The sequence below is a fragment of the Roseomonas sp. CAU 1739 genome, from assembly GCF_039839775.1.
Taxonomy (GTDB): Bacteria; Pseudomonadota; Alphaproteobacteria; order Acetobacterales; family Acetobacteraceae; genus Neoroseomonas.
In genome coordinates this window covers 104,373-122,490 of record NZ_JBDOQQ010000008.1, presented here as the reverse complement: position 1 = coordinate 122,490, position 18,118 = coordinate 104,373, and the positions used below count along the sequence as shown (strand labels likewise).

Annotated in this window: 17 protein-coding genes; 4 read left to right on the top strand and 13 right to left on the bottom strand. The window is 71.8% G+C overall.

From position 1 onward, the window contains the following. Nucleotides 1-28 precede the first annotated feature (28 nt). Nucleotides 29-904, top strand: a complete 876-nt coding sequence (locus AAFN86_RS14825; protein ID WP_347544126.1) for an SDR family NAD(P)-dependent oxidoreductase — start codon at nucleotides 29-31, stop codon at nucleotides 902-904. On the opposite strand, the gene AAFN86_RS14820 is transcribed toward AAFN86_RS14825, so the two are convergent. The 6 genes from AAFN86_RS14820 to AAFN86_RS14795 form a co-directional block, all read right to left on the bottom strand. After that, entirely contained in the window at nucleotides 857-1,609 is a 753-nt protein-coding gene (locus AAFN86_RS14820; protein ID WP_347544125.1) for an alpha/beta hydrolase, read from the bottom strand. The two genes, AAFN86_RS14825 and AAFN86_RS14820, sit on opposite strands and share 48 nt — an antisense overlap. Nucleotides 1,610-2,024: 415 nt before the next feature. Beyond that, nucleotides 2,025-3,191: a fumarylacetoacetate hydrolase family protein gene (locus AAFN86_RS14815; protein WP_347544124.1), complete on the bottom strand. Its 1,167-nt coding sequence runs from the start codon at nucleotides 3,189-3,191 to the stop codon at nucleotides 2,025-2,027. Between the two features lie 75 nt (nucleotides 3,192-3,266). Next, nucleotides 3,267-4,259, bottom strand: coding sequence for a tripartite tricarboxylate transporter substrate-binding protein (locus AAFN86_RS14810; RefSeq protein WP_347544123.1), 993 nt, complete (start codon nucleotides 4,257-4,259; stop codon nucleotides 3,267-3,269). Between the two features lie 77 nt (nucleotides 4,260-4,336). Continuing rightward, the gene (locus tag AAFN86_RS14805) at nucleotides 4,337-4,852 is read right to left on the bottom strand and encodes a hypothetical protein (RefSeq protein WP_347544122.1); all 516 of its coding nucleotides are present in this window, start codon (nucleotides 4,850-4,852) and stop codon (nucleotides 4,337-4,339) included. A gap of 104 nt (nucleotides 4,853-4,956) precedes the next feature. Continuing rightward, nucleotides 4,957-6,168 carry a patatin-like phospholipase family protein gene (locus AAFN86_RS14800; RefSeq protein ID WP_347544121.1) on the bottom strand — a complete coding sequence of 404 codons (1,212 nt, stop codon included), beginning with the start codon at nucleotides 6,166-6,168 and terminating at the stop codon, nucleotides 4,957-4,959. Between the two features lie 48 nt (nucleotides 6,169-6,216). Beyond that, nucleotides 6,217-7,422 carry a patatin-like phospholipase family protein gene (locus AAFN86_RS14795; protein ID WP_347544120.1) on the bottom strand — a complete coding sequence of 402 codons (1,206 nt, stop codon included), beginning with the start codon at nucleotides 7,420-7,422 and terminating at the stop codon, nucleotides 6,217-6,219. Between the two features lie 133 nt (nucleotides 7,423-7,555). On the opposite strand from AAFN86_RS14795, the gene AAFN86_RS14790 reads away from it, so the two are divergent. Together AAFN86_RS14790 and AAFN86_RS14785 are read left to right on the top strand one after the other, a co-directional pair. Further along, nucleotides 7,556-8,530: a tripartite tricarboxylate transporter substrate binding protein gene (locus AAFN86_RS14790; RefSeq protein ID WP_347544119.1), complete on the top strand. Its 975-nt coding sequence runs from the start codon at nucleotides 7,556-7,558 to the stop codon at nucleotides 8,528-8,530. After that, nucleotides 8,527-9,609 carry a malate/lactate/ureidoglycolate dehydrogenase gene (locus tag AAFN86_RS14785; RefSeq protein WP_347544118.1) on the top strand — a complete coding sequence of 361 codons (1,083 nt, stop codon included), beginning with the start codon at nucleotides 8,527-8,529 and terminating at the stop codon, nucleotides 9,607-9,609. Before AAFN86_RS14790 ends, AAFN86_RS14785 begins: the two co-directional genes overlap by 4 nt. A gap of 31 nt (nucleotides 9,610-9,640) precedes the next feature. Here AAFN86_RS14785 and AAFN86_RS14780 read toward each other — a convergent pair whose 3' ends face one another. From AAFN86_RS14780 to AAFN86_RS14770, 3 genes are all read right to left on the bottom strand, one after another. Next, nucleotides 9,641-10,972, bottom strand: a complete 1,332-nt coding sequence (locus tag AAFN86_RS14780; protein WP_347544117.1) for an ATP-binding protein — start codon at nucleotides 10,970-10,972, stop codon at nucleotides 9,641-9,643. Nucleotides 10,973-11,114: 142 nt separating this feature from the next. After that, complete coding sequence (locus AAFN86_RS14775; protein ID WP_347544116.1) at nucleotides 11,115-11,825, bottom strand: response regulator; 711 nt, start codon at nucleotides 11,823-11,825, stop codon at nucleotides 11,115-11,117. Beyond that, nucleotides 11,822-12,376, bottom strand: coding sequence for a MarR family transcriptional regulator (locus AAFN86_RS14770; RefSeq protein ID WP_347544248.1), 555 nt, complete (start codon nucleotides 12,374-12,376; stop codon nucleotides 11,822-11,824). Before AAFN86_RS14770 ends, AAFN86_RS14775 begins: the two co-directional genes overlap by 4 nt. 248 nt (nucleotides 12,377-12,624) lie before the next feature. Here AAFN86_RS14770 and AAFN86_RS14765 point away from each other — a divergent pair, with 248 nt between their 5' ends. After that, complete coding sequence (locus AAFN86_RS14765) at nucleotides 12,625-13,707, top strand: branched-chain amino acid aminotransferase (protein ID WP_347544115.1); 1,083 nt, start codon at nucleotides 12,625-12,627, stop codon at nucleotides 13,705-13,707. Between the two features lie 92 nt (nucleotides 13,708-13,799). Here AAFN86_RS14765 and AAFN86_RS14760 read toward each other — a convergent pair whose 3' ends face one another. The 4 genes from AAFN86_RS14760 to AAFN86_RS14745 all read right to left on the bottom strand — a co-directional run bounded on the left by AAFN86_RS14760 (nucleotide 13,800) and on the right by AAFN86_RS14745 (nucleotide 18,109). Next, nucleotides 13,800-14,324 (bottom strand): hypothetical protein, encoded by a 525-nt coding sequence (locus tag AAFN86_RS14760; RefSeq protein WP_347544247.1) that lies wholly within the window; start codon nucleotides 14,322-14,324, stop codon nucleotides 13,800-13,802. Between the two features lie 26 nt (nucleotides 14,325-14,350). Then, a complete protein-coding gene (locus AAFN86_RS14755) occupies nucleotides 14,351-14,626 on the bottom strand; it encodes an acylphosphatase (RefSeq protein ID WP_347544114.1) in 276 nt (91 codons plus the stop codon). Continuing rightward, nucleotides 14,623-15,330: an ATP12 family protein gene (locus AAFN86_RS14750; RefSeq protein ID WP_347544113.1), complete on the bottom strand. Its 708-nt coding sequence runs from the start codon at nucleotides 15,328-15,330 to the stop codon at nucleotides 14,623-14,625. Before AAFN86_RS14750 ends, AAFN86_RS14755 begins: the two co-directional genes overlap by 4 nt. 223 nt (nucleotides 15,331-15,553) lie before the next feature. After that, nucleotides 15,554-18,109, bottom strand: coding sequence for an AsmA family protein (locus AAFN86_RS14745; RefSeq protein ID WP_347544112.1), 2,556 nt, complete (start codon nucleotides 18,107-18,109; stop codon nucleotides 15,554-15,556). Nucleotides 18,110-18,118: the final 9 nt, after the last annotated feature.

Below are 18,118 nucleotides of genomic sequence, written 5' to 3'. Positions count from 1 at the left end.
GTGCCAGACCACTGAGAGGGAGGCGGCCATGCTTGTGGTGTTGGGTCTCGGCTACGCGGGATGGGCAGCGGCGCGGCAAGCCAAGGCCACCGGATGCGCCGTGGCGGGCACCGCGCGCGACCCGGCCAGCCTCGCACCCGATGCAAGGGCGCTGGCCATCCCCTTCGCCGCCGCCGCGGAGGCGATCCGGACCGCCACCCACCTGCTCGTCACCACCCCGCCGACCGAAGCCGGCGATCCCGTGCTCACCACCCACGCCGCAGCCCTCGCGGCGGCGCTGGCGGCGGGGACGCTGCGCTGGGTCGGCTACATCTCGACCACCGGTGTCTATGGCGACCGCGGCGGTGCCGAGGTCGATGAAGCCACCGTCCCCGCGCCTGGCCAGCCGCGGAGCCGCCGCCGCCTCGCCGCCGAGCAGGCCTGGCGCGACGTCACCGCCGGCCGCGCGGCGCTCGACCTGATGCGGGCGGGCGGCATCTATGGCCCGGGGCGTTCCGCCTTCGACGACCTGCGCGCCGGCACCGCGCGACGCGTGGTCAAGCCGGGCCACGCATTCTCCCGCATCCATCGCGATGACATTGCCCTGGCTGTCCTCGCCGCCCTGGCGCAGGACCGCGCGCCATCCCCGCGCGTGCTGCATCTGGTCGATGACGAACCGGTCGAAAGTGCCACCGTCACCGGATATGCCGCGGATCTGCTTGGCCTGGCCCCGCCGCCGGCGATTCCCTTCGAGACGGCGCGGGAGACGATGTCCCCCATGGCGCTGTCCTTCTGGTCGGAGAACCGCCGCGTCGCGAATGCGGCGACCAAGGCCGCGCTTGGCATCGCCTGGCGCTATCCGACCTATCGCGAAGGGCTAGCCGCCATTCTCGAACAGGAGCGGCGCGAGGGTCTCGCCCAGTAGCGCGAGGTCGGCCGGCCGCGACAGCCGGTGGTCGCCGTCCTTGATCAGGTGAACGCGCACATCCGCGCCGGTCAGCGCCTCGGCGATGCGCAGCGCGTGGCGCCAGGGTACATCCGGGTCACGCTGTCCCTGCAGGATGCGCACCGGCACGTCGATCGCGAGCGGGTCGCGCAGCAGCAGGTGGTCGCGCCCATCCTCGATCAGCGCACGGGTGATCGGGTAGGGGGCGCCATACTCGCTCGGACGCTGCCAGACACCGTCGCGTTCGATCGCCGCGCGGACCTCGGGCGGGAATTCCGCCCAAATCAGGTCCTCGGTGAAATCCGGTGCCGGCGCGATGCCGACGACCGCGCGCGGCCGCCGCCGCCGGGCCAGCAGCAGCGCGATCCAGCCGCCCATGGACGATCCCACCAGCACCTGCGGTCCCGGCGCCAGCGCCTCGATCACGCAGGCGGCATCATCCGCCCAGCGGCCGATGGTGCCGTCCACGAAGCGGCCGTCCGAGGCGCCATGGCCCGAATAATCGAAGCGCAGGAAGGGCGTGCCCCGCGCCTCGCACCAGCCCGCGAGGAATTCCGCCTTGCTGCCGGTCATGTCGGAATTGAAGCCGCCGAGGAACACCACGCCGACGCCGCGCCCGGCGAGACGGCGCCAGGCGAGGCGGATGCCGTCGCCGCGGTCGAGCGCGCCGGTTTCCTCCTTCATGGGGCGCGATCCTGGAGGGGCGCTGCCCCTCCAGACCACCCCGCCAAAGGCTTAAGGCCTTTGGAAACCTCGACCTGGTGCCGGGCGCAATCGTCGGGCCATGCAGGGAACGCGGAGCGGGCACGACGATGGGGCGCCAGGGCGCGGGGCGCGCCCATTGGCCGTTTCCCAGGATTGCCGTCCCGCCGTGCCAGGCACCAGGAATTCGCATTCCAGCGACTCGGGGCCATTGGAAACCCTGCTCCCGGCGCCGGGCGACGGTGGCTGTCGCCGCGCCATCCCGGACAGCTGCGACCTCCCCTGCACATCACCAGGAATCCCGCGGTCCAGGGACCCGATGGTCCCTGGCGGGGTGGCTTGGAGGGGCAGCGCCCCTCCAACCTTCGCGCGCACGGCGTGCCACGCCCCACCGCCCTCACGCCCGCGGCAACCCGCGCCGCGTCAGGGACGCGAACAGCGCCCCGGTCCCGAACACCCAGGGCGGGCATTCATCCGTCCGGTCCACCTCGTTCACCAGTGCCCCCAGCCGCGGCGATGCCACCCGCACAACGTCGCCCTCCTTGTGGGTGAACCCCATCCCGGCCGCGCCGCGATCCTTCGATGGCGAGAACGGCGTGCCGAGATACAGCACCGCGCCATCGGGATACTGGTGATGCGCGCCGATCATCTGGCCGACGATCTCGGTCGGGTCGCGGCTGATCGACCCCACCGCGCCGCGTTCCTCCAGCGCGAAGCCGTCACGGCCCGAGATGGTCAGCGTGATCTCGGCCTGGCGGATATCCTCCAATGTGAAGTCGTCGTCGAACAGCCGGATCATCGGTCCCAGAGCAGCCGAGGCATTGTTGTCCTTCGCCCGGCCGAGCAGCAGCGCGGACCGCCCTTCCACATCGCGCAGGTTGACGTCGTTGCCGAGGGCCGCCCCCTGGATGCGGCCGCGGCTGTTCACCACCATCACCGCCTCGGGTTCCGGGTTCGACCATTGCGAATTGGGGTGCACGCCGACCTTGGATCCGGTGCCGACCGCGGCCATCGGCGCGCATTTGGTGAAGATCTCGGCATCCGGCCCGATGCCGACTTCGAGGTATTGGCTCCACCACCCTTTCTCGACCAGCGCGGCCTTGACGCGCATCGCCTCGGCGCTGCCGGGCACCAACGCGGCGAGGTCGTCGCCGATGATCGCGCGCACCTCGATGCGCACGGCGGCGGCGAGCGATGCATCGCCGCGGCAACGTTCCTCGATGACGCGTTCCAGCATGGACCGCACATAGGTGACACCGGCCGCCTTCACCGCCTGCAAGTCGATCGGTGCTAGCAGATACGGCTTGGCGGGGTCGCGCGCGTCATGCGCCGAATTCGCCAGCAGTGCATCGAGGTCGAGCGCCATCGGCACGCCGCGCGTGCGGATGCAGGCGGCGGGATTCTCCGTTTCCATCCAGCGCGCCATCGTGCCGGTGGTGGGGGTCATGTCGAAGGCCGCGCCGCCGATCAGGCCGACGACGCAGGGGCCTTCGGGCGTCATGATCCGTGCGGCGAAGGTGCCACGCGCGAAATCTGCCGGCAGGCAGGTCCGGTCCAGTCGCATTTGTGCTTCTCCCCCATTCAGCTCCGACAGGCTGGCTGGCGGATGGGGCTCTGCCAAGGGGGGGGCGCGCGGCGCTCACTCGGTCAACTGGCCAGCAGCCTCGATCAGCGGCTTCCAGCGGGCGATCTCGGCCCGCCAGAAGGCCTGGGCGCCGGCCGGCGTGGTCCGCTCACCGGCGGCCGGCAGGCTGCCGAGCTCGACCATGCGCCGTGTCACCGTCTCGTCACGCAGCGTGGCGAGCAAGGCCCGGTTCAGCCGCGCGACGATCGGGGCAGCCGTGCCGCCGGGGGCGAACACCATGTTCCAGCCGGACATGCTCATCGCCGGCAATCCGGCTTCGGCAGTGCTCGGGATGTCGGGAAGCGCTACGGCGCGGACGGGGGTGCTGATCGCATAGGCGCGGATGGACCCGGCGCGGATCTGTTCCGCATTGTTCGTCGTCTGGTCGCAGCCCAAGTCGAGCGTGCCGCCCACCAAATCGTTCATCACCAGCGCATTGCCGCGATACGGCACCAGCGTCACCGGCGTGCCGATCGCCGACAGCAGCAGCAGGCTGCACAGATGGCTGGTGGACCCGACGCCGGCATTGCCGAGGTTCAGCCGCATGCCGTCGCGGCGGACGATCGCGACGAGTTCCGCGAGATTCGCGGCGGGAAAGGTCGGGCGCGCGATGATGGACATCGGCACCTCGTTCACCATCCCGATCGCTTCGAGCGCCAGCGGATTGAAGCCGGGATTGCGTATCAGCGTCGGGATGGTGGCCTGGGCCAGGCTGCCGAATAGGATGGTGTGGCCGTCCGGCCGCGCCGCGGCGACGCGGGCCTGGCCGATCGACCCGCCGGCGCCGGACGCGTTTTCCACCACCACAGGCTGGCCGAGATCGGCGCTCATCGCCGGGGCGATCAGCCGGGCGATGACATCGGCCGGGCCGCCGGGCGCGAAGCCCACGACCATCGAGATGGGACGCGTCGGGAAATCGGCCGACGCGCCGACCTGCGCGGCGGCGGTCCCGTGCGCGCCGACGCACAGCGCAAGGCCAAGCAGGCCGCGCGTGATCATCCTGAACATGCTGTCTCTCCCGGTCGGTCTTGCCGGGAGCCTTGCAGCATCCGCGCGGCCTGCAAAGGCCGCGGCGTTGTCGGCCGTCAGCAGGCAGCCAGGGCGGCGATGCGCTGCGGCTGGCGCTGCGTCGCCATGCGATGCGGCTTCACCGACAGGCCCCGTTCCTCGCGCCAGCCGGCATGCGCGGTGGCGATGCATCGCGACAGCCTTGCCGGGTCACGGCGCCATGCCGCTGCCAGGGTGGCCGCATCCGGTGCGCCGCTGGTCTCGACCCCTAGCTCCGCCTGCAGGTCCATCAGCGCCTGCATCGTGCCCGCTTCCACGGCATAGGCGAACAGCGCGAGGTCCGGGCCGGGCGGCAGCCGCCCCGCGCCAAGCGGCGCCCACACCATCGCGCGCAGGATGCGGGATGCCGTGTCGTGATCCAGCGCGCGCAGGCTCACCTCATCGGCCGGCCCGCCGATCCAGACCGACAGCAGGCCAAGCCCGACGCCATGCGCCGCCGGACCCTCGAACACTGCGTGGCGGGGCGTGAAGGGGCCATGCGCGGTCATCACGGTGGCGGCGCAGGCGGCGAAGCGGTCATGTTCGGCGGTCATGGTGCCAGAGTGGCGACCGGGTGGTTAAGGAAGCCTTGAGGCGACGGCCCGATCCTGCCGGCGAGCCCATCCGGCGACCTGTTCAGCCGGGCGGCTGGCCGGCATCAGGCCGGCAAGGCGCGCTTCCACGGATACCCCGACCGCGCCTTGCCGAAGCCGTAGTCGAACAGCGCGCGCAGAAAGTCCTGGTCGAAGGGTTCGGATTCCATCGCGGTGAAGTCGTCGTCGATATGGGCGAGGCGGAAGCCGATGCCGTGCCGCTGCGTCGCCGCCTGGATGCGGAACACGTCGTTGACGCCGGATGCACCGAGCAGCGTCGAGATGGCACGCTCGGCAATCGGGAAGGCGCGTCGTGGCACCGGCCCGCCCGACTGCGTCAGCCGCCCGTTGCGCACGACATAGGCGGTCACGGCGGGCGGCGTCAGGCCGGCCCGGACACGCTCGGCGCGGCTTTCGCCCAATGCCGGCGGATACAGGAAAGCCTGCGCATAGGTGCCGCCATCGACATGCATCTCCTGGAAGGGGCGGCCATCCACCGTCACGTCGATCATCACCGGCGGGAACACCCCGGGCACGGATGCCGAGGCCAGCAGCACCTGGCGCACCAGGTCGAGCGCGCGCGGATGCCCGCTGGCGGCAATGGCGCCGATGTTCCAGCCTACCGGCCGCTGTGCATCCAGGTTGGTGGTGCTGATGATCAACTGCCGTCCGCCGCGATACCCCTCGGCGATCTCGGCGAGCAGCGCGTCATCCATGAAGCGCGCGATGGTGCGTCCGAGCGGCGCGCTGTCGGCCACCGCGTCATCGACCAGCGCGGCGAGCAGCCCGCGACTGACCAGCACATCCGCGGCGCTGATCTCGGTATAGGCGGCGCGGAGGTCCGCATCGCGTCGCGGCCCCACGAAGACCATCGGCGCGGTCAGCGCCCCGGTGCTGATGCCGGTGGCGAGGGTGAATTCCGGCCGGTCGCCATGCTCGGTCCAGCCGCAGGCAAGGCCCGCCCCGAAGGCGCCATTCTCGCCCCCACCGGAGAAGGCGATGATGTTCCCATCGGGCAGCCGGTCGCGCGGGCCGAGCGCGAAGCGGCGGCGCTGGCGCCGGCCGGCCTCGTTGAATTCCTCGACGATGCGCGGGATGTCGAGCGGGTCGGTGATGCAGAAGCGTTCATTGGGTAGGCCGAGCACCTGGGCATTGCGGACCCGCTCGGCCGGCACCGGGTCAACGCGCCGCGGCAGCCCGCAGCCGGCGAGCGAGGCCGCGCCGCCCATCAGCATCGACCGCCTCGCGAGCCGCGGCCCATATCCTGTTTCGTGCATGATCGAGGCTAGCGCGCCCTGCCGCCAACCGGGAAGCGCCGGCGCCGATCAGATCGGCGGCCGATGCGCCCAGTCATAGCCGCGCCGCCCCTGCGCGAAGCCATAGTCGAACAGCGCCCGCATATAGGCCTGGTCGAAGGGGGAGGGCAGTTCCTGCGTGAAGTCGCTGCCGATGAAGGCAAGGTTGTAGCCGATCCCGTCGCGTTGCGTGTTCGCCCACATGCGCAGCACGTCGTTGTAGCCGCTGGTCGCGATCATCGTGCTGATGGCGCGGCCGGCGATGCCGAGCGTGCGGCGTTCCACCATGGCCCAGTCCGGGTCGAGCCGCGCATTGCGGATGATGTAGGCCTCGACATCGCGCGCGGCGACGCCGCTGCGCACCCGCTGCTGCCGCCGTTCGCCCAGCGCCGCGGGATACAGGAAGGCCTGTGCGAAGGCGCCGCCATCCACATGCATTTCCTGCCGCGCCTCCCCATCCACCGTCACATCGAACATCACCGGCGGGAAGGCTCCGGGAATGGAGGCGGAAGCCAGCAGCACGCGCCGGATCAGGTTCGCCGCGTCCGGATGGCCGCTGGCGGCGATGGCGCCGATGTTCCAGATGACCGGCACCTGCGCGTCGAGGTTGGTCGTGCCGACCAGCAGCAGCCGCCCCTCCCGGTGGCCGCGCGCGATCTCGGCGATCAGCGCGTCGTCGAGCATGCGGGAGATGGTGCGGAACAGCGGCGAGGTATCGGCCAGCCCGTCGGCGAACAGCGCCGCATGCAGCAGGCTGCGGCTTTCGAGGATGTCGTCCGGCGAGAGCTGCGTGTACACCGCGCGCAGCTGGGCATCATAGGATGGGCCGACGAAGGCGAAGGGCGCGCTCAGCGCGCCGGTGCTGACGCCGGTCACAAGGTTGAAGACCGGCCGGTCCCCGCGCTCGGTCCAGCCGCAGAGCAGGCCGGCACCGAAGGCGCCATTTTCCCCGCCGCCCGAGATCGACAGCAGGTTGATCGGCGGCAGCGGTGCACGGGCCGCCAGGGCCAGGTGGCGCCGCATGCGTTCGCCAGCGGCGACGAACTCGGCATCGAGCGCGTCCAGGCCAGCGCGGGACATGATGAAGAAGCGCTCGTTCGGCATGCCCAACACCGTGGCGGCGCCGGTGCGCTCGCGCGGCACGGCGGGCCCGCGTATCGGCGCGGAGCAGCCGGCCAGCCCCCCGGCGGCTGCAAGCGCAAACAGTGAGCGGCGGGATGCGGAAGCAATGGCCATGCGCGAATGGTCCCCAGGTTCTGAGCGGCCGCAGCATAGACGAGGCCCGCGGCGGGCGACATGGAGGCGGATGGACGCACCGGGCGCCATCGTCCAGTCTCACCGCAATCGAGAAAATGCTGGAGGACTCACCATGACCACCCGTCGCACCGCCCTCGGCGCGCTGGCCGCCGCCGGGGCCCTCGGCCTGCCGCGCATTGCCCAGGCCGCCTGGCCGGCCGACCGGCCGATCGAGGTCGTCGTGCCCTATCCGCCCGGCGGCGGCGTGGACACCATGGCGCGCATGGTGCTGCCGGTGGCGCAGGCGCGGCTGCCGGGCGCGCGCTTCGTCGTGGTGAACCGGGCCGGGGCCGGTGGGCAGCTCGGCTGGGAAGCGGTGTTCAACGCCGCGCCGGACGGCTTCACCCTGGCGGCGACCTCGGTGCCGGCTTTGGTGACCTACCCGATGGAGCGCACGGTGCGCTACCGGCCGCTCGACTTCACCTTCATCGCCAACGTCGTCGACGATCCGGGCGGGCTGTTCGTCGGCGCCGATTCGCCGCTGCGCACGCTGGCCGACCTGGTGGCCGCGGCCAAGGCGAATCCTGGGCAGCTCAGCTACGGCACCACGGGCATCGGCTCGGACGACCACCTGCTGGTCCTCGGGCTCGAGGACAAGCTCAGCCTGCCGCCGATGACGCATGTGCCCTTCAACGGCATGGCGCCGCTGTCCACCGCGCTGGTCGGCGGGCATCTGCAGCTCGGCGCCTTCAACATGAGCGAGAGCCTGGCGCTGCTGCAGGCCGGGCGGATTCGCGCGCTGGGCCAGGCGGCGGCGACGCGGTGGTCCGGCACGCCCAACGTGCCGACCTTCAAGGAACAGGGCATCGACCTGATCAGCGGCGCGACGCGCGGCATCGTCGGCCCGCCCGGCATGCCGGCGGAGATCACCGGCAGGCTGGAAGCGGCCTTCCGCGCCGCCCTGGCCGACACCGACTTCGTGCGGGAGGCCGATCGCCTGGGCCTGCCGTTGGCCCCGCGCATCGGCGCCGAATACCGCAGCGATGTCGCGACACTCGAGACCAGCCTGCGCGGCCTGTGGCAGCGCAAGCCCTGGAAGGAATCATGACCGAAGCCGATACCGTCCACGTCGAGGCGCCAGCCCTCGGCGACTTCCTGCGCGCCATCGTGGGTGCGACCGGCAGCACCCGGCAGGAGGCGGCGGAAGTCGCCGCCCACCTGCTGGAGGCCAATCTGCAAGGGCATGACAGCCACGGCATCATGCTGCTGCCGCGCTACGTGCAGCATGTGCGCGAGGGCAAGCTGCACCCGAATGTCGCGCCGACCCCGGTCCGGCAGGAGGCCTCGCTCGCGCTGTTCGACGGCAACATGGGCTATGGCCAGCATGTCGGCCGGCAGGCGATGGACTGGGCGATCGGCGCGGCGAAACAGCACGGCCATGCCGTGATGGGGCTGCGCAACGTCCATCATATCGGCCGCGTCGGCACCTATGGCGAGCAGGCGGCGGCGGCGGGGATGATCTCCGTCCACTTCGTCAACGGCGTGTCGGGGCCGCCATCCGTCGCGCCCTTCGGTGGGTCGGATGGGCGCCTTTCGACCAACCCGGTCTGCGTCACCATCCCGCCGGCGGTGCCGGGCGGGCAGCCGCTGGTGCTGGACTTCGCCACCTCGGCCATCGCGCTGGGCAAGTGCCGCGTGGCGTTCAATGCGGGGCGGGCGGTGCCCGAAGGCGCGCTGGTGGATGCGACGGGCCAGCCCACCACCGATCCAGGCGTGCTGTATCGCGACAATCCGCGCGGCGCCCTGCTCTCCTTCGGTGCACACAAGGGCTACGGCCTCGCCCTGGTCTGCGAGATCCTGGCCGGCGCGCTGCTGGGCGGGGCGACTGCCTGGCGGCCGGAATTGCGCGACCGGGGCATCGTCAATTCCTGGCTTGCCTTCGTGATCGACCCGGCGCGCTTCGGAGATGTCTCGGCCTTCCGCGAGGAACTCGCCGCGGTGATCGCCGATGTGAAGGCATCCCCCGCTGCCGATCCCGACAATCCAGTCCTGGTGGCGGGAGAAAAGGAACGCATCACGAAGGCGAAGCGGTTGGCAGGCGGCATCCCGGTTGATGCGACCACCTGGGGCAATTTGGTCGAGGCGGCGCGCAGCCTCGGCATCAACGCGGTGCCGGCGGCGCAGTAGCGCACCGCCGGTCCATGGGGCGGCCCCGGTCCTACACCGGCAGCCGCACCCGCGCCCGCAACCCGCCCAGCGGGCTGTCCTCGAGCACGATGTCCCCGCCATGCGCCCGCGCGATGTCGCGCGCAATCGCCAGCCCCAGGCCGGTGCCGCCGGCCGAGAAGGTGGCGAAGGGGCGGAAGGCTTCCTCGCGCTGGTCCTCGGGCAGGCCAGGCCCGTCGTCATCGACCGTCACCATGGCCCAGCTGCCGCTTTCCCCGCGCGGCACGCTGGTCAGGCCGATGGCGATGCGCCGCGCATGCTTGCGCGCATTGTCGAGCAGATTGCCCAGGCAGCGCCGCAGCGCATCGGCGCGCACCGGCAACACCAGCGGGTCCTCCGGCAGTTCGAGATCCACCTTCGCACCATCGCGCCGCGCCTTGGCCGCGGCTTCCTCGACCAGTTCCGCGAGGTCGGCCGGTGCCGCCTGCTCGGTCCCTTCGCCGCGCGCGAAGGAGAGATAGGCGGCGATCAGCCGGTCCATCTCCTCGACATCCTGGGTCATCGCCGCCGCATCGTCTTGGACGGATGCCGGCAGCATCGCGAGGCCAAGCCGCAGCCGCGTCAGCGGCGTGCGCAGGTCATGGCTGATGCCGGCCAGCATCTCGGTCCGGCTTTCGACGAAACGGCGGATGCGCGACTGCATCGAATTGTAGGCGATCGCCGCCTGGCGCGCCTCGGCCGCCCCTTCGGGCTTCATGGGCCCGAGGTCGCGGCCGCGCCCGAAGGCTTCCGCGGCTTCGGCCAGCCGCCGGATCGCGCGCACCTGGTTCTTCATGAACAGCGCCGCGACGCCGAACAGCAGCAGGGACGACCCCACCACCCAGATCACGAACAGGTACAAGGTGCCGCTGAACAGGCGCTTGCGCGCGGCTTCGGCGTGCAGCACCCCATCGGGCAGCTGCACGCGAATGATCACGCTGCGCGGGTCGGACTGCCAGTCGGTGTCGAAAGGCAGGCGGACGCGTTCGCGCATCGCATCGTCCAGATCCTCCTCGAGCGGCAGCAGCGGCAGGGACGCCGGACGGCTGCCCGACGGCCCCAGCACCGCGCCGGCTTCGAAGGCGAGCGACAGGTCGAGCCGCCAGGCCGCCTCACGGAAGATCCAGCCGCGCTCGGCAGGATTGGGATTGCGCGCCAGCAGCTCGACCACCATCGCGACATCGCCGGCCACGCCACCGGCCAGACGGCGGGAGATGACATCCAGATGGCTGCCATAGAACAGGTAGAGCGAGATGATCTGGAGGACGACCAGCGGGACCAGGATGATCAGCAACGCGCGACCGAGCAGGCCACGCGGGACCAGGGCACGGAAGATGCGGTTCATCGGCAAGGAAGGTCGGGGGAGAGAACTCCCCCGATCCCCCTCCTTTTTCTGCCTGTCTGGCGGCGGCCGCCGAAGTCAGTCTCCAACAGACAAAAAACGGAGGGGGATTCGGGGGAGGTGTTCCTCCCCCGCGCTTCCTTTCTCACGGCCCCGGCCTCAGCACATAGCCGCGATGCCGCACCGTCTGGATGAAGCGCGGCTCGCGCGGGTCCGTCTCGACCTTCCGGCGCAGCCGCGTCACCTGCACGTCGATGGCGCGCTCGCCGGCCTCGGGCGTGCCGAGCGCCGTGCCGATCTCCTCCCGGCTCAGCACCTCGCCGACGCGGCGTGCAAGCGCCTGGAGTAGCGCGGCTTCCCCACCGGTCAGGCGGATGACGCCGTCATGGCCGCGCAGTTCCGCGCGTTCCACGTCGAACCAGCACCGGCCCAGCTGCACGGGCGCGGTCGGCAGCGCCTGGCTGGTCGGGGGCGGCGCGGCGCGGCGCAGGATGGTGCGGATGCGCAAAGCCAGCTCGCGCGGATCGAAGGGCTTGGCCAGGTAGTCGTCGACGCCGTGTTCAAGCCCGGCAATTCGATCTTCCGGCGCGCCGCGCGCCGTCAGCATCAGGATCGGCACCTCGTTGCCGTCGCGGCGCAGTGATTCGGCCAGCGACAGGCCGGATTCGCCCGGCATCATCACGTCGAGCACCATCAGGTCGAAGGTCATCGCGGCGATCGCACCGCGCGCCGCGGCGGCATCGGCCACCGCGGTGACGCGGAAGCCCTGGTCGGTCAGGAAGCGCTGCAACAGGTCGCGCAGCCGCGCATCGTCATCGACGACGAGAAGATGCGAGGTCTCGGCCGCCCCGCTCATCGCGCCTGACCCTGTGCCGGCGGAGCCTCGATGGCGTCGCAGGCATCGCGCGCCTGCTCGCCCATCAGCCCGCGCATGACGCGGCGAAAGCCTTCGACGGCGGCGGGGCCGGCCTCGCGATAGGCGCGCATCACCGTCTCCCGCTGGCGGTCGAACAGGCGGCGTTCCAGGGCGGCGCCCTTTTCCGTCAGGGTCAGCAGGCGCTGGCGGCGGTCGTTGCGGCCGGGCGTCTGGGTCACGTAGCCCTCCTCGACCAAAGGCTGCAGCACCCGGCCGAGGGATTGCTTGGTGATCGCCAGGATGCCCAGCAGGTCGCCCACCGTGATGCCCGGCCGGCGGCCGACGAAATGCAGCACGCGGTGATGCGCGCGGCCCATGCCGAGCTCGGCGAGGATCTCGTCCGCCCCCGCGGTGAAGTCGCGGTAGCCGAAGAACAGCAGGTCCTGGGCGAGGCGCAGCTCCTCCTCCCGCAGGAACAGCAGGTTGCGCCCGGCGGCGAGCGAGCTGCGCTCCGGGGCGTCCGTGGTCTGCGCGGTGCTCTTCACGGGCATGGCTGGCATGTTCGGGCGTGGGCCTCCATTTTGGTCAGTATCATTGACGCATCCGACCTGTCATTTTAACTTGTGACCGTCTGAAGCAACATTCTTTCGTTCGACGCGATGCCCACATTCCGGGCCGACAGGAGGATACACCATGACGCCGCCGCCGTCCGTGCCCCGGACCCGCTGTCATGGCCCGTTGCACCCCTGCCGCGTCGCGTCGCAGGCTTAAGATAAGAAACCCAGGAAGGATACGCAGCATGGGCCAGTTCCCGACCACCCGCACCACCACGCCCAAGGCGAAGCCGGCGGACGACACGCTGGCCTTCGGCAAGGTCCTGACCGACCACATGTTCCTGATGAACTATGAGGAAGGGAAGGGCTGGCACAATCCGCGCATCGAACCCTATGGCCCGCTCAGCCTGGATCCGGCGACCTCGGTGCTGCACTACGGCCAGGCGATCTTCGACGGGTTGAAGGCGTTCCGCGGGGATGACGGCCAGATCCGCCTGTTCCGCCCGGACCGCCATGCCGAACGGTTCAACCGCTCGGCCCGGCTGATGTGCATGCCGGAACTGCCGGTGGACATCATCCGCGCCTCCTTCGACGCGCTGGTCGGCCTCGATGCGGATTGGGTGCCGCACAAGTCGGGCACCTCGTTGTATCTGCGCCCGACCATCATCGCCACGGACGTTATGCTCGGCGTGCATCCGGCGCACAGCCTGCTGTACTTCCTGATCCTCTCGCCGGTCGGGTCGTACTACAGGGAAGGTGTGAAGCCGGTGCGCATCCTGGCGTCCGACAAGCATGTGCGCGCGGTCAAGGGCGGCACCGGCGAAGCCAAGACGGCGGCGAACTACGCGCAGTCCCTGTCGGGCCAGCAGGATGCGGCGGCCGCCGGCTACACCCAGGTGCTGTATCTCGACGGCGTGCACCGGAAGTATCTCGACGAGGTCGGCACCATGAACATCATGGTGAAGATCGGTGACGAGGTGATCACGCCGCCGCTCGCCGGCACCATCCTCGACGGCGTGACGCGCGCCTCCGCATTGCAGTTGATGCGCGATTGGGGGCTCAAGGTGTCCGAACGCCAGATCACGATCGACGAGGTGATGGCCGCCGGCCGCGACGGCACCCTGAAGGAGATGTGGGGCACGGGCACGGCGGCGGTGGTCTCGCCGGTCGGCACGCTTGGCTACAAGGGCGAGGACGTGCTGATCAACAAGGGCGAGACCGGCAAACTGACGCAGCGTTTGTACGACGCGATCGTCGGCATCCAGTATGGGCGCACCAACGATGCGCATGGCTGGACCAGCGTGGTGAAGGTGCCGGCGCTGGCCTGAATCACCCCGCGGGGATCTGCCGCAACGCACGTCCCCGCATGGTGGAAGGCGGGCGGTCGGTTTCCCTGGCGGCGTGATACCAATGGCACGGGTCATTGGCCCGTGCCGAGGCCGTGAAGGCGGCCCGCCGGCAGCCCGGCGAAAGCCAAGTAAACCGGATGTTTGCGCGTCACGCCATGGGCGTGCCTTCTGCACGACGCGTCCGAGGGCAGGCCGAAGCCGATGCCAACGGTCGAAGAGTTCGGCCGTGGGTGTGGTCGCTTTGGGCTGGCCGCCGGCATGACTGCCCGCCCGCGCAATTCCGTCCGCACCGTTGTTTTCGGCAGCCGTTGCCGTTCGCCCTGCTCACGACGACGCCTCTCCCCAGGTATTCTCCCGAACATCGTCGCCTGGCCAGGTGCCACGACCTGATCGGGATCCGTTTCAGGGCCGCGCCTGGCGGTCGCGGGATCGGTGGGGGCGGCGGCCGGCGCCTCGGCGAGCGCGCGCTTCAGGTCGGACAGGCCGTTGAAGCCGAGGGCCTTGACCGTGCGCACCACGGTGGCATCGGAGGTGCCGGTCCGCCCGGCCAGTTCCGCGGCGGACAGCGCGAGGGCCAGCGGGCGGCTGTCGGTCAGGAAGCGCGCCGACGTCGCCCGGCCGCTCAGCCTGACGGCAAGCGCAGGAAGCCGGGCTCCTCCGGCGGGTCGGCGAATTCCTCGGTGATCTCGCTGACCCGGGCCAGCAGCGGCCCGCGCCGGCAGGCCGACAGCAACGCCTGGACCGCCGCCTCCTCGCCGGCCACCAGCGCTTCGACCGTCCCGTCGCGCCGATTGCGCACCCAGCCCTGGACACCCAGCCGAGCCGCCTCGCGCACCATCCAGTCGCGGTAGCCGATGCCCTGCACCCGCCCGGCGATGACGACGCGCCGGGCCCTCATGGCCGCACCAGCGCCAGGAAGCGTTCAGCTAGGCGGAGCTCGGCGGCGGAACGGACCCGGCGTTGCTCCGCTTCCCAATCGGTGCCCCAGCGCTGTTCCTGATGCGTCTCATCCAGCACGGCGAGGCGGTGGGCCTCCGCCGCATCCAGCCGCCCGGCCGACAGGGCCAGGGCCAGCACCAGGCTGCCCAGCGCCGGCACGGCCAGGCCCAGGGCGGCCAATTCCTCGGCGGCATGGGCGGCGATGGCGTCGCGCAGGGCCGTCAGGCTCCGGGCTGGCTGCGGCACCGGCATCAGCCCCGCGGTCACGGTGAGCGGCGCGCCGTGGGCCTGCGCCACCCAATCGAGCAGCGGCTGCCATTCGCGCGACTGCGCTTCGGCCAGCGCGGCATCCTCGGCGCGGTAGCAGAGCAGGTCGGTCTCGGCGAATTTCGCCAGCCCGGCGATCATCGCCGCGGGGTCGGGCGCGATGCGATCCTGCACGGTGCCGAGCAGGCGCGTCAGCGGCACCGCCTCCATCGTCATCTCGCCGCCCTTCTCGCCGCCGGCTGCCTGCCATTCCGCGGCAATCGCCTCCGCCAGCGCGGCGGAACGCGCGGCGAGCGGCGCGCCGCCCGGCAGGCGGAGCGGGCGGCCATCGAGCAGGACAGCGTGACCACCCTCGGGGCGCGGCACGGCGACGGCATGGGTCCAGAAGCGCTTCATCGGCACTGTATGTAGCGCAGGCGGGCGGGTTCGGCAGTGGGGTCGGCGGTGCGGCATGCAGCGCAACGGGCGCGAAGAAGCGGCGCCCCGACCGCGCGGCGGATGGACAGGGGCGGGCTCATGGCCCCGGACCCGGGAAGGGGGCCGTGCTGTCGCCGGCCTTTTCGCCTGGCCGGGCCGTGGTGGCGCAGATCGGGCAGCGCCGTGCCCGTATCTGCCGCCGCTACCGCCGTCGCCCGCCCAGCAGCCCCCGCAGCAGATCCTGCGCCGTCCCCTGAAGTTCGCGTGGCACGCCCGGCACGACGGCCTGCGGCGCGGGCATCGGACCGTCGGCGCCCATGCGGGCGAGGCGCAGCTGGTCCTCGCAGCCACCGGCGGGGTACTGGCCGGGAACCTGTCCACGCAGCCATTCGACCGTCGGGCTGCGCCACAGCCGGTTGGCGACCGTGTCGCCCACCACCTGGGTCAGAGCGCGGCCCGGCTCCACGCCGATGCGCGGAGCCGAGAGGCTGCCGCCGATGCCGACCGGCGCGCGCACCGTCACGCCGAGCACCTGCACGTCGGGCAGCAGCCGCGCGGCCAGCCTCTCGGTCCGCAGGTTGACGGCGGCCATGCCGGAGACCTGGCCGGCGCCGGTCTCGGCAAACAGGGCGGAGGTGGTGGCGATGCCGTCCTCGGCACCGACACGCAGCGCCAGGCAGCGCAGCGCCAGCCTGTCGCGGGGCGCGCCGGGCAACAGCAGGGCGAGAATATCCGGGCCCAGGCGCGTCAGCCCCGCCGAGACGGCGCGGCCATCGACCATGGCGAACCCGGCCTCCCCGCTCAGGCTGGCGGCCAGGGCGCGGGTGGTGGCGCCGCGGGCGGTGACGTCGATGGCGATCTGCGCATGGCCTTCGACACTCGGGGCTTCATCGCGCGCCCGGCGCAGGGCCGCGAGGTCGAGGCCAGGGCCGGTGCTGCGCAGGATCAGGGCCACGGCAGGCGGGTCGGCCCGGCGGTCGATGCGAATTTCGCCCTGCACCGCGCCGCCGGGGCTGGTGACGGTCAGCGGGGCGATGTGCAGGACCTCGTCCTCCTGCGCGATGACGGCGTGCAGGTCGCGCCAGTCCATGCCGTCGATCCGCGCCTGGGTGGCGCGCAGGTCGATTCGGCCGTGCCACGTCGCGAGGCCGGCTAGCGGCAGGGCGATGTCGGGGATCACGCGCCGGTCGTTCGCGGCCGCGGCAGGTGCGGCGGCCGGTTCAGGCGATGCGGCGGGCGCAGGTGGCCTGGCCGGTTCAGGTGGCGGGACGGGTGCAGGTGACGCAGATTCCGCAGGAGCCGCCTGTGGCGCCGCGGGCGTCGGCGGGGCGTCCGTCGCACCCGGCACCCGCCGGGCCAAGGCGTCGAGGTCGATCCGGTCCGCCAGCAGGCGGCCCTCGATGCCGAAGGGCTGGCCAGGGGTCAGGTGCAGCTCGCCTTGCGCCGCCAAGGCCGGTGCTGCGATGCGCAGTGTCTCGATGCGCAGCGGGCCGCGCAGGGGACCCTCGGCGACGAGGCGGGCGGCGAAGGTCGCGTCGCGCAACGGCAGCGGGTCGGGAAGGATTGCCGCGAGGGCGAGCATGTCCGGCACCGCGGCACGGATGTCGAAGCTCGCACCCTCGAGCATGCGCGGGCGCAGGATGCGGCCGCTGGCCTCGACCCGCGCGCCGGCGGCCTCGGCCTGCAGGGTGACGGCGAGGGGGACGTCCGCCGCCGCGGGCAGTAGCGCGCCTGCCTGGTCGAGCGTGAGCCGTGCGGTGAAGGCGAGGCCGGCCTGGCTGCCCTCGACCGTCACCTCCGCCGGTTGGTCGAGGGCGGGTGCGGCGAGGTCGAGCCGCGTGAGAGCCAGCCCCGGCCGGATCACGGCGAGGTCCGCCGCGGCAGCGTGCAGCGTGCCGCCGAGCGGCCGCAGGTCGTCGTCCAGGCGGAGCGTTGCCGTCAGCGCCGGCAGCGTCGCCGGCAGTGGCGCGGCCGGGGCGAGGGCAGCGAGCAGCGGGCGCAGCGCCGCATAGTCGGGCATGGCGGCGTCAAGCGCGAAGCCCTGGCCAGGCCGGCCCCGCGCGACCAGGCGATTGGCGCCGGCGGCAAGCGTGGCGCGGATCGGCGCCGGCGCCGCCGGCGCCTCGCCGATCAGCGCGAGCGTGACACCCTGCGCCCCGACCCGTGCGGTGAAGCTGTCCACCTGGCCCTCGCCGAGGCCCTGCAGCCGCGCCATCTCGACCGTGACCACGCCGAGGCGCCGATCGGGCAGGGTCACGCGGCTGTCGGCCAGGGTGACGACGCCGATGGCGATGCGCCGGCGCTGGCGTTCGGGGGCAGGCGGGGAGGCGGGGGTGGCGGTGGCTGGCGCGGGCTCGCGCGGCGGCGGCTGGAGGACCCAGTTCGGCGTGCCGTCGGGGGCCCGTTCCAGCAGGATGTCGGCACCGTCGATGGCAATGGAGCGGAAGGCGATGTCGCCGCGCAGCAGCGGCAGCAGCGCGATGTTTGCCGAGGCGTGGCGGATGCGCGCCATGTCGGGGCGCGTCCCGCCGGGGATATTGGCGAGCGTCGCGTCCTCGATGGTCACGCGCGGTGTCAGGCCGAGTCCGACCGAGACCCGGCCAAGCGTGGCGGCGCGGCCCGTGGCGGCCTCGATCGCGGCGACCAGGCGTGGCGTCAGCGCGCCGGCATCGAGCGCGTAGGTCGCCGCCACGATCCCGCCGATGGCCAGCAGCAGCAGCCCCGCGAGCAGGCCCGCGGCCCATTTCAATGCGCGCATGACCGTCGC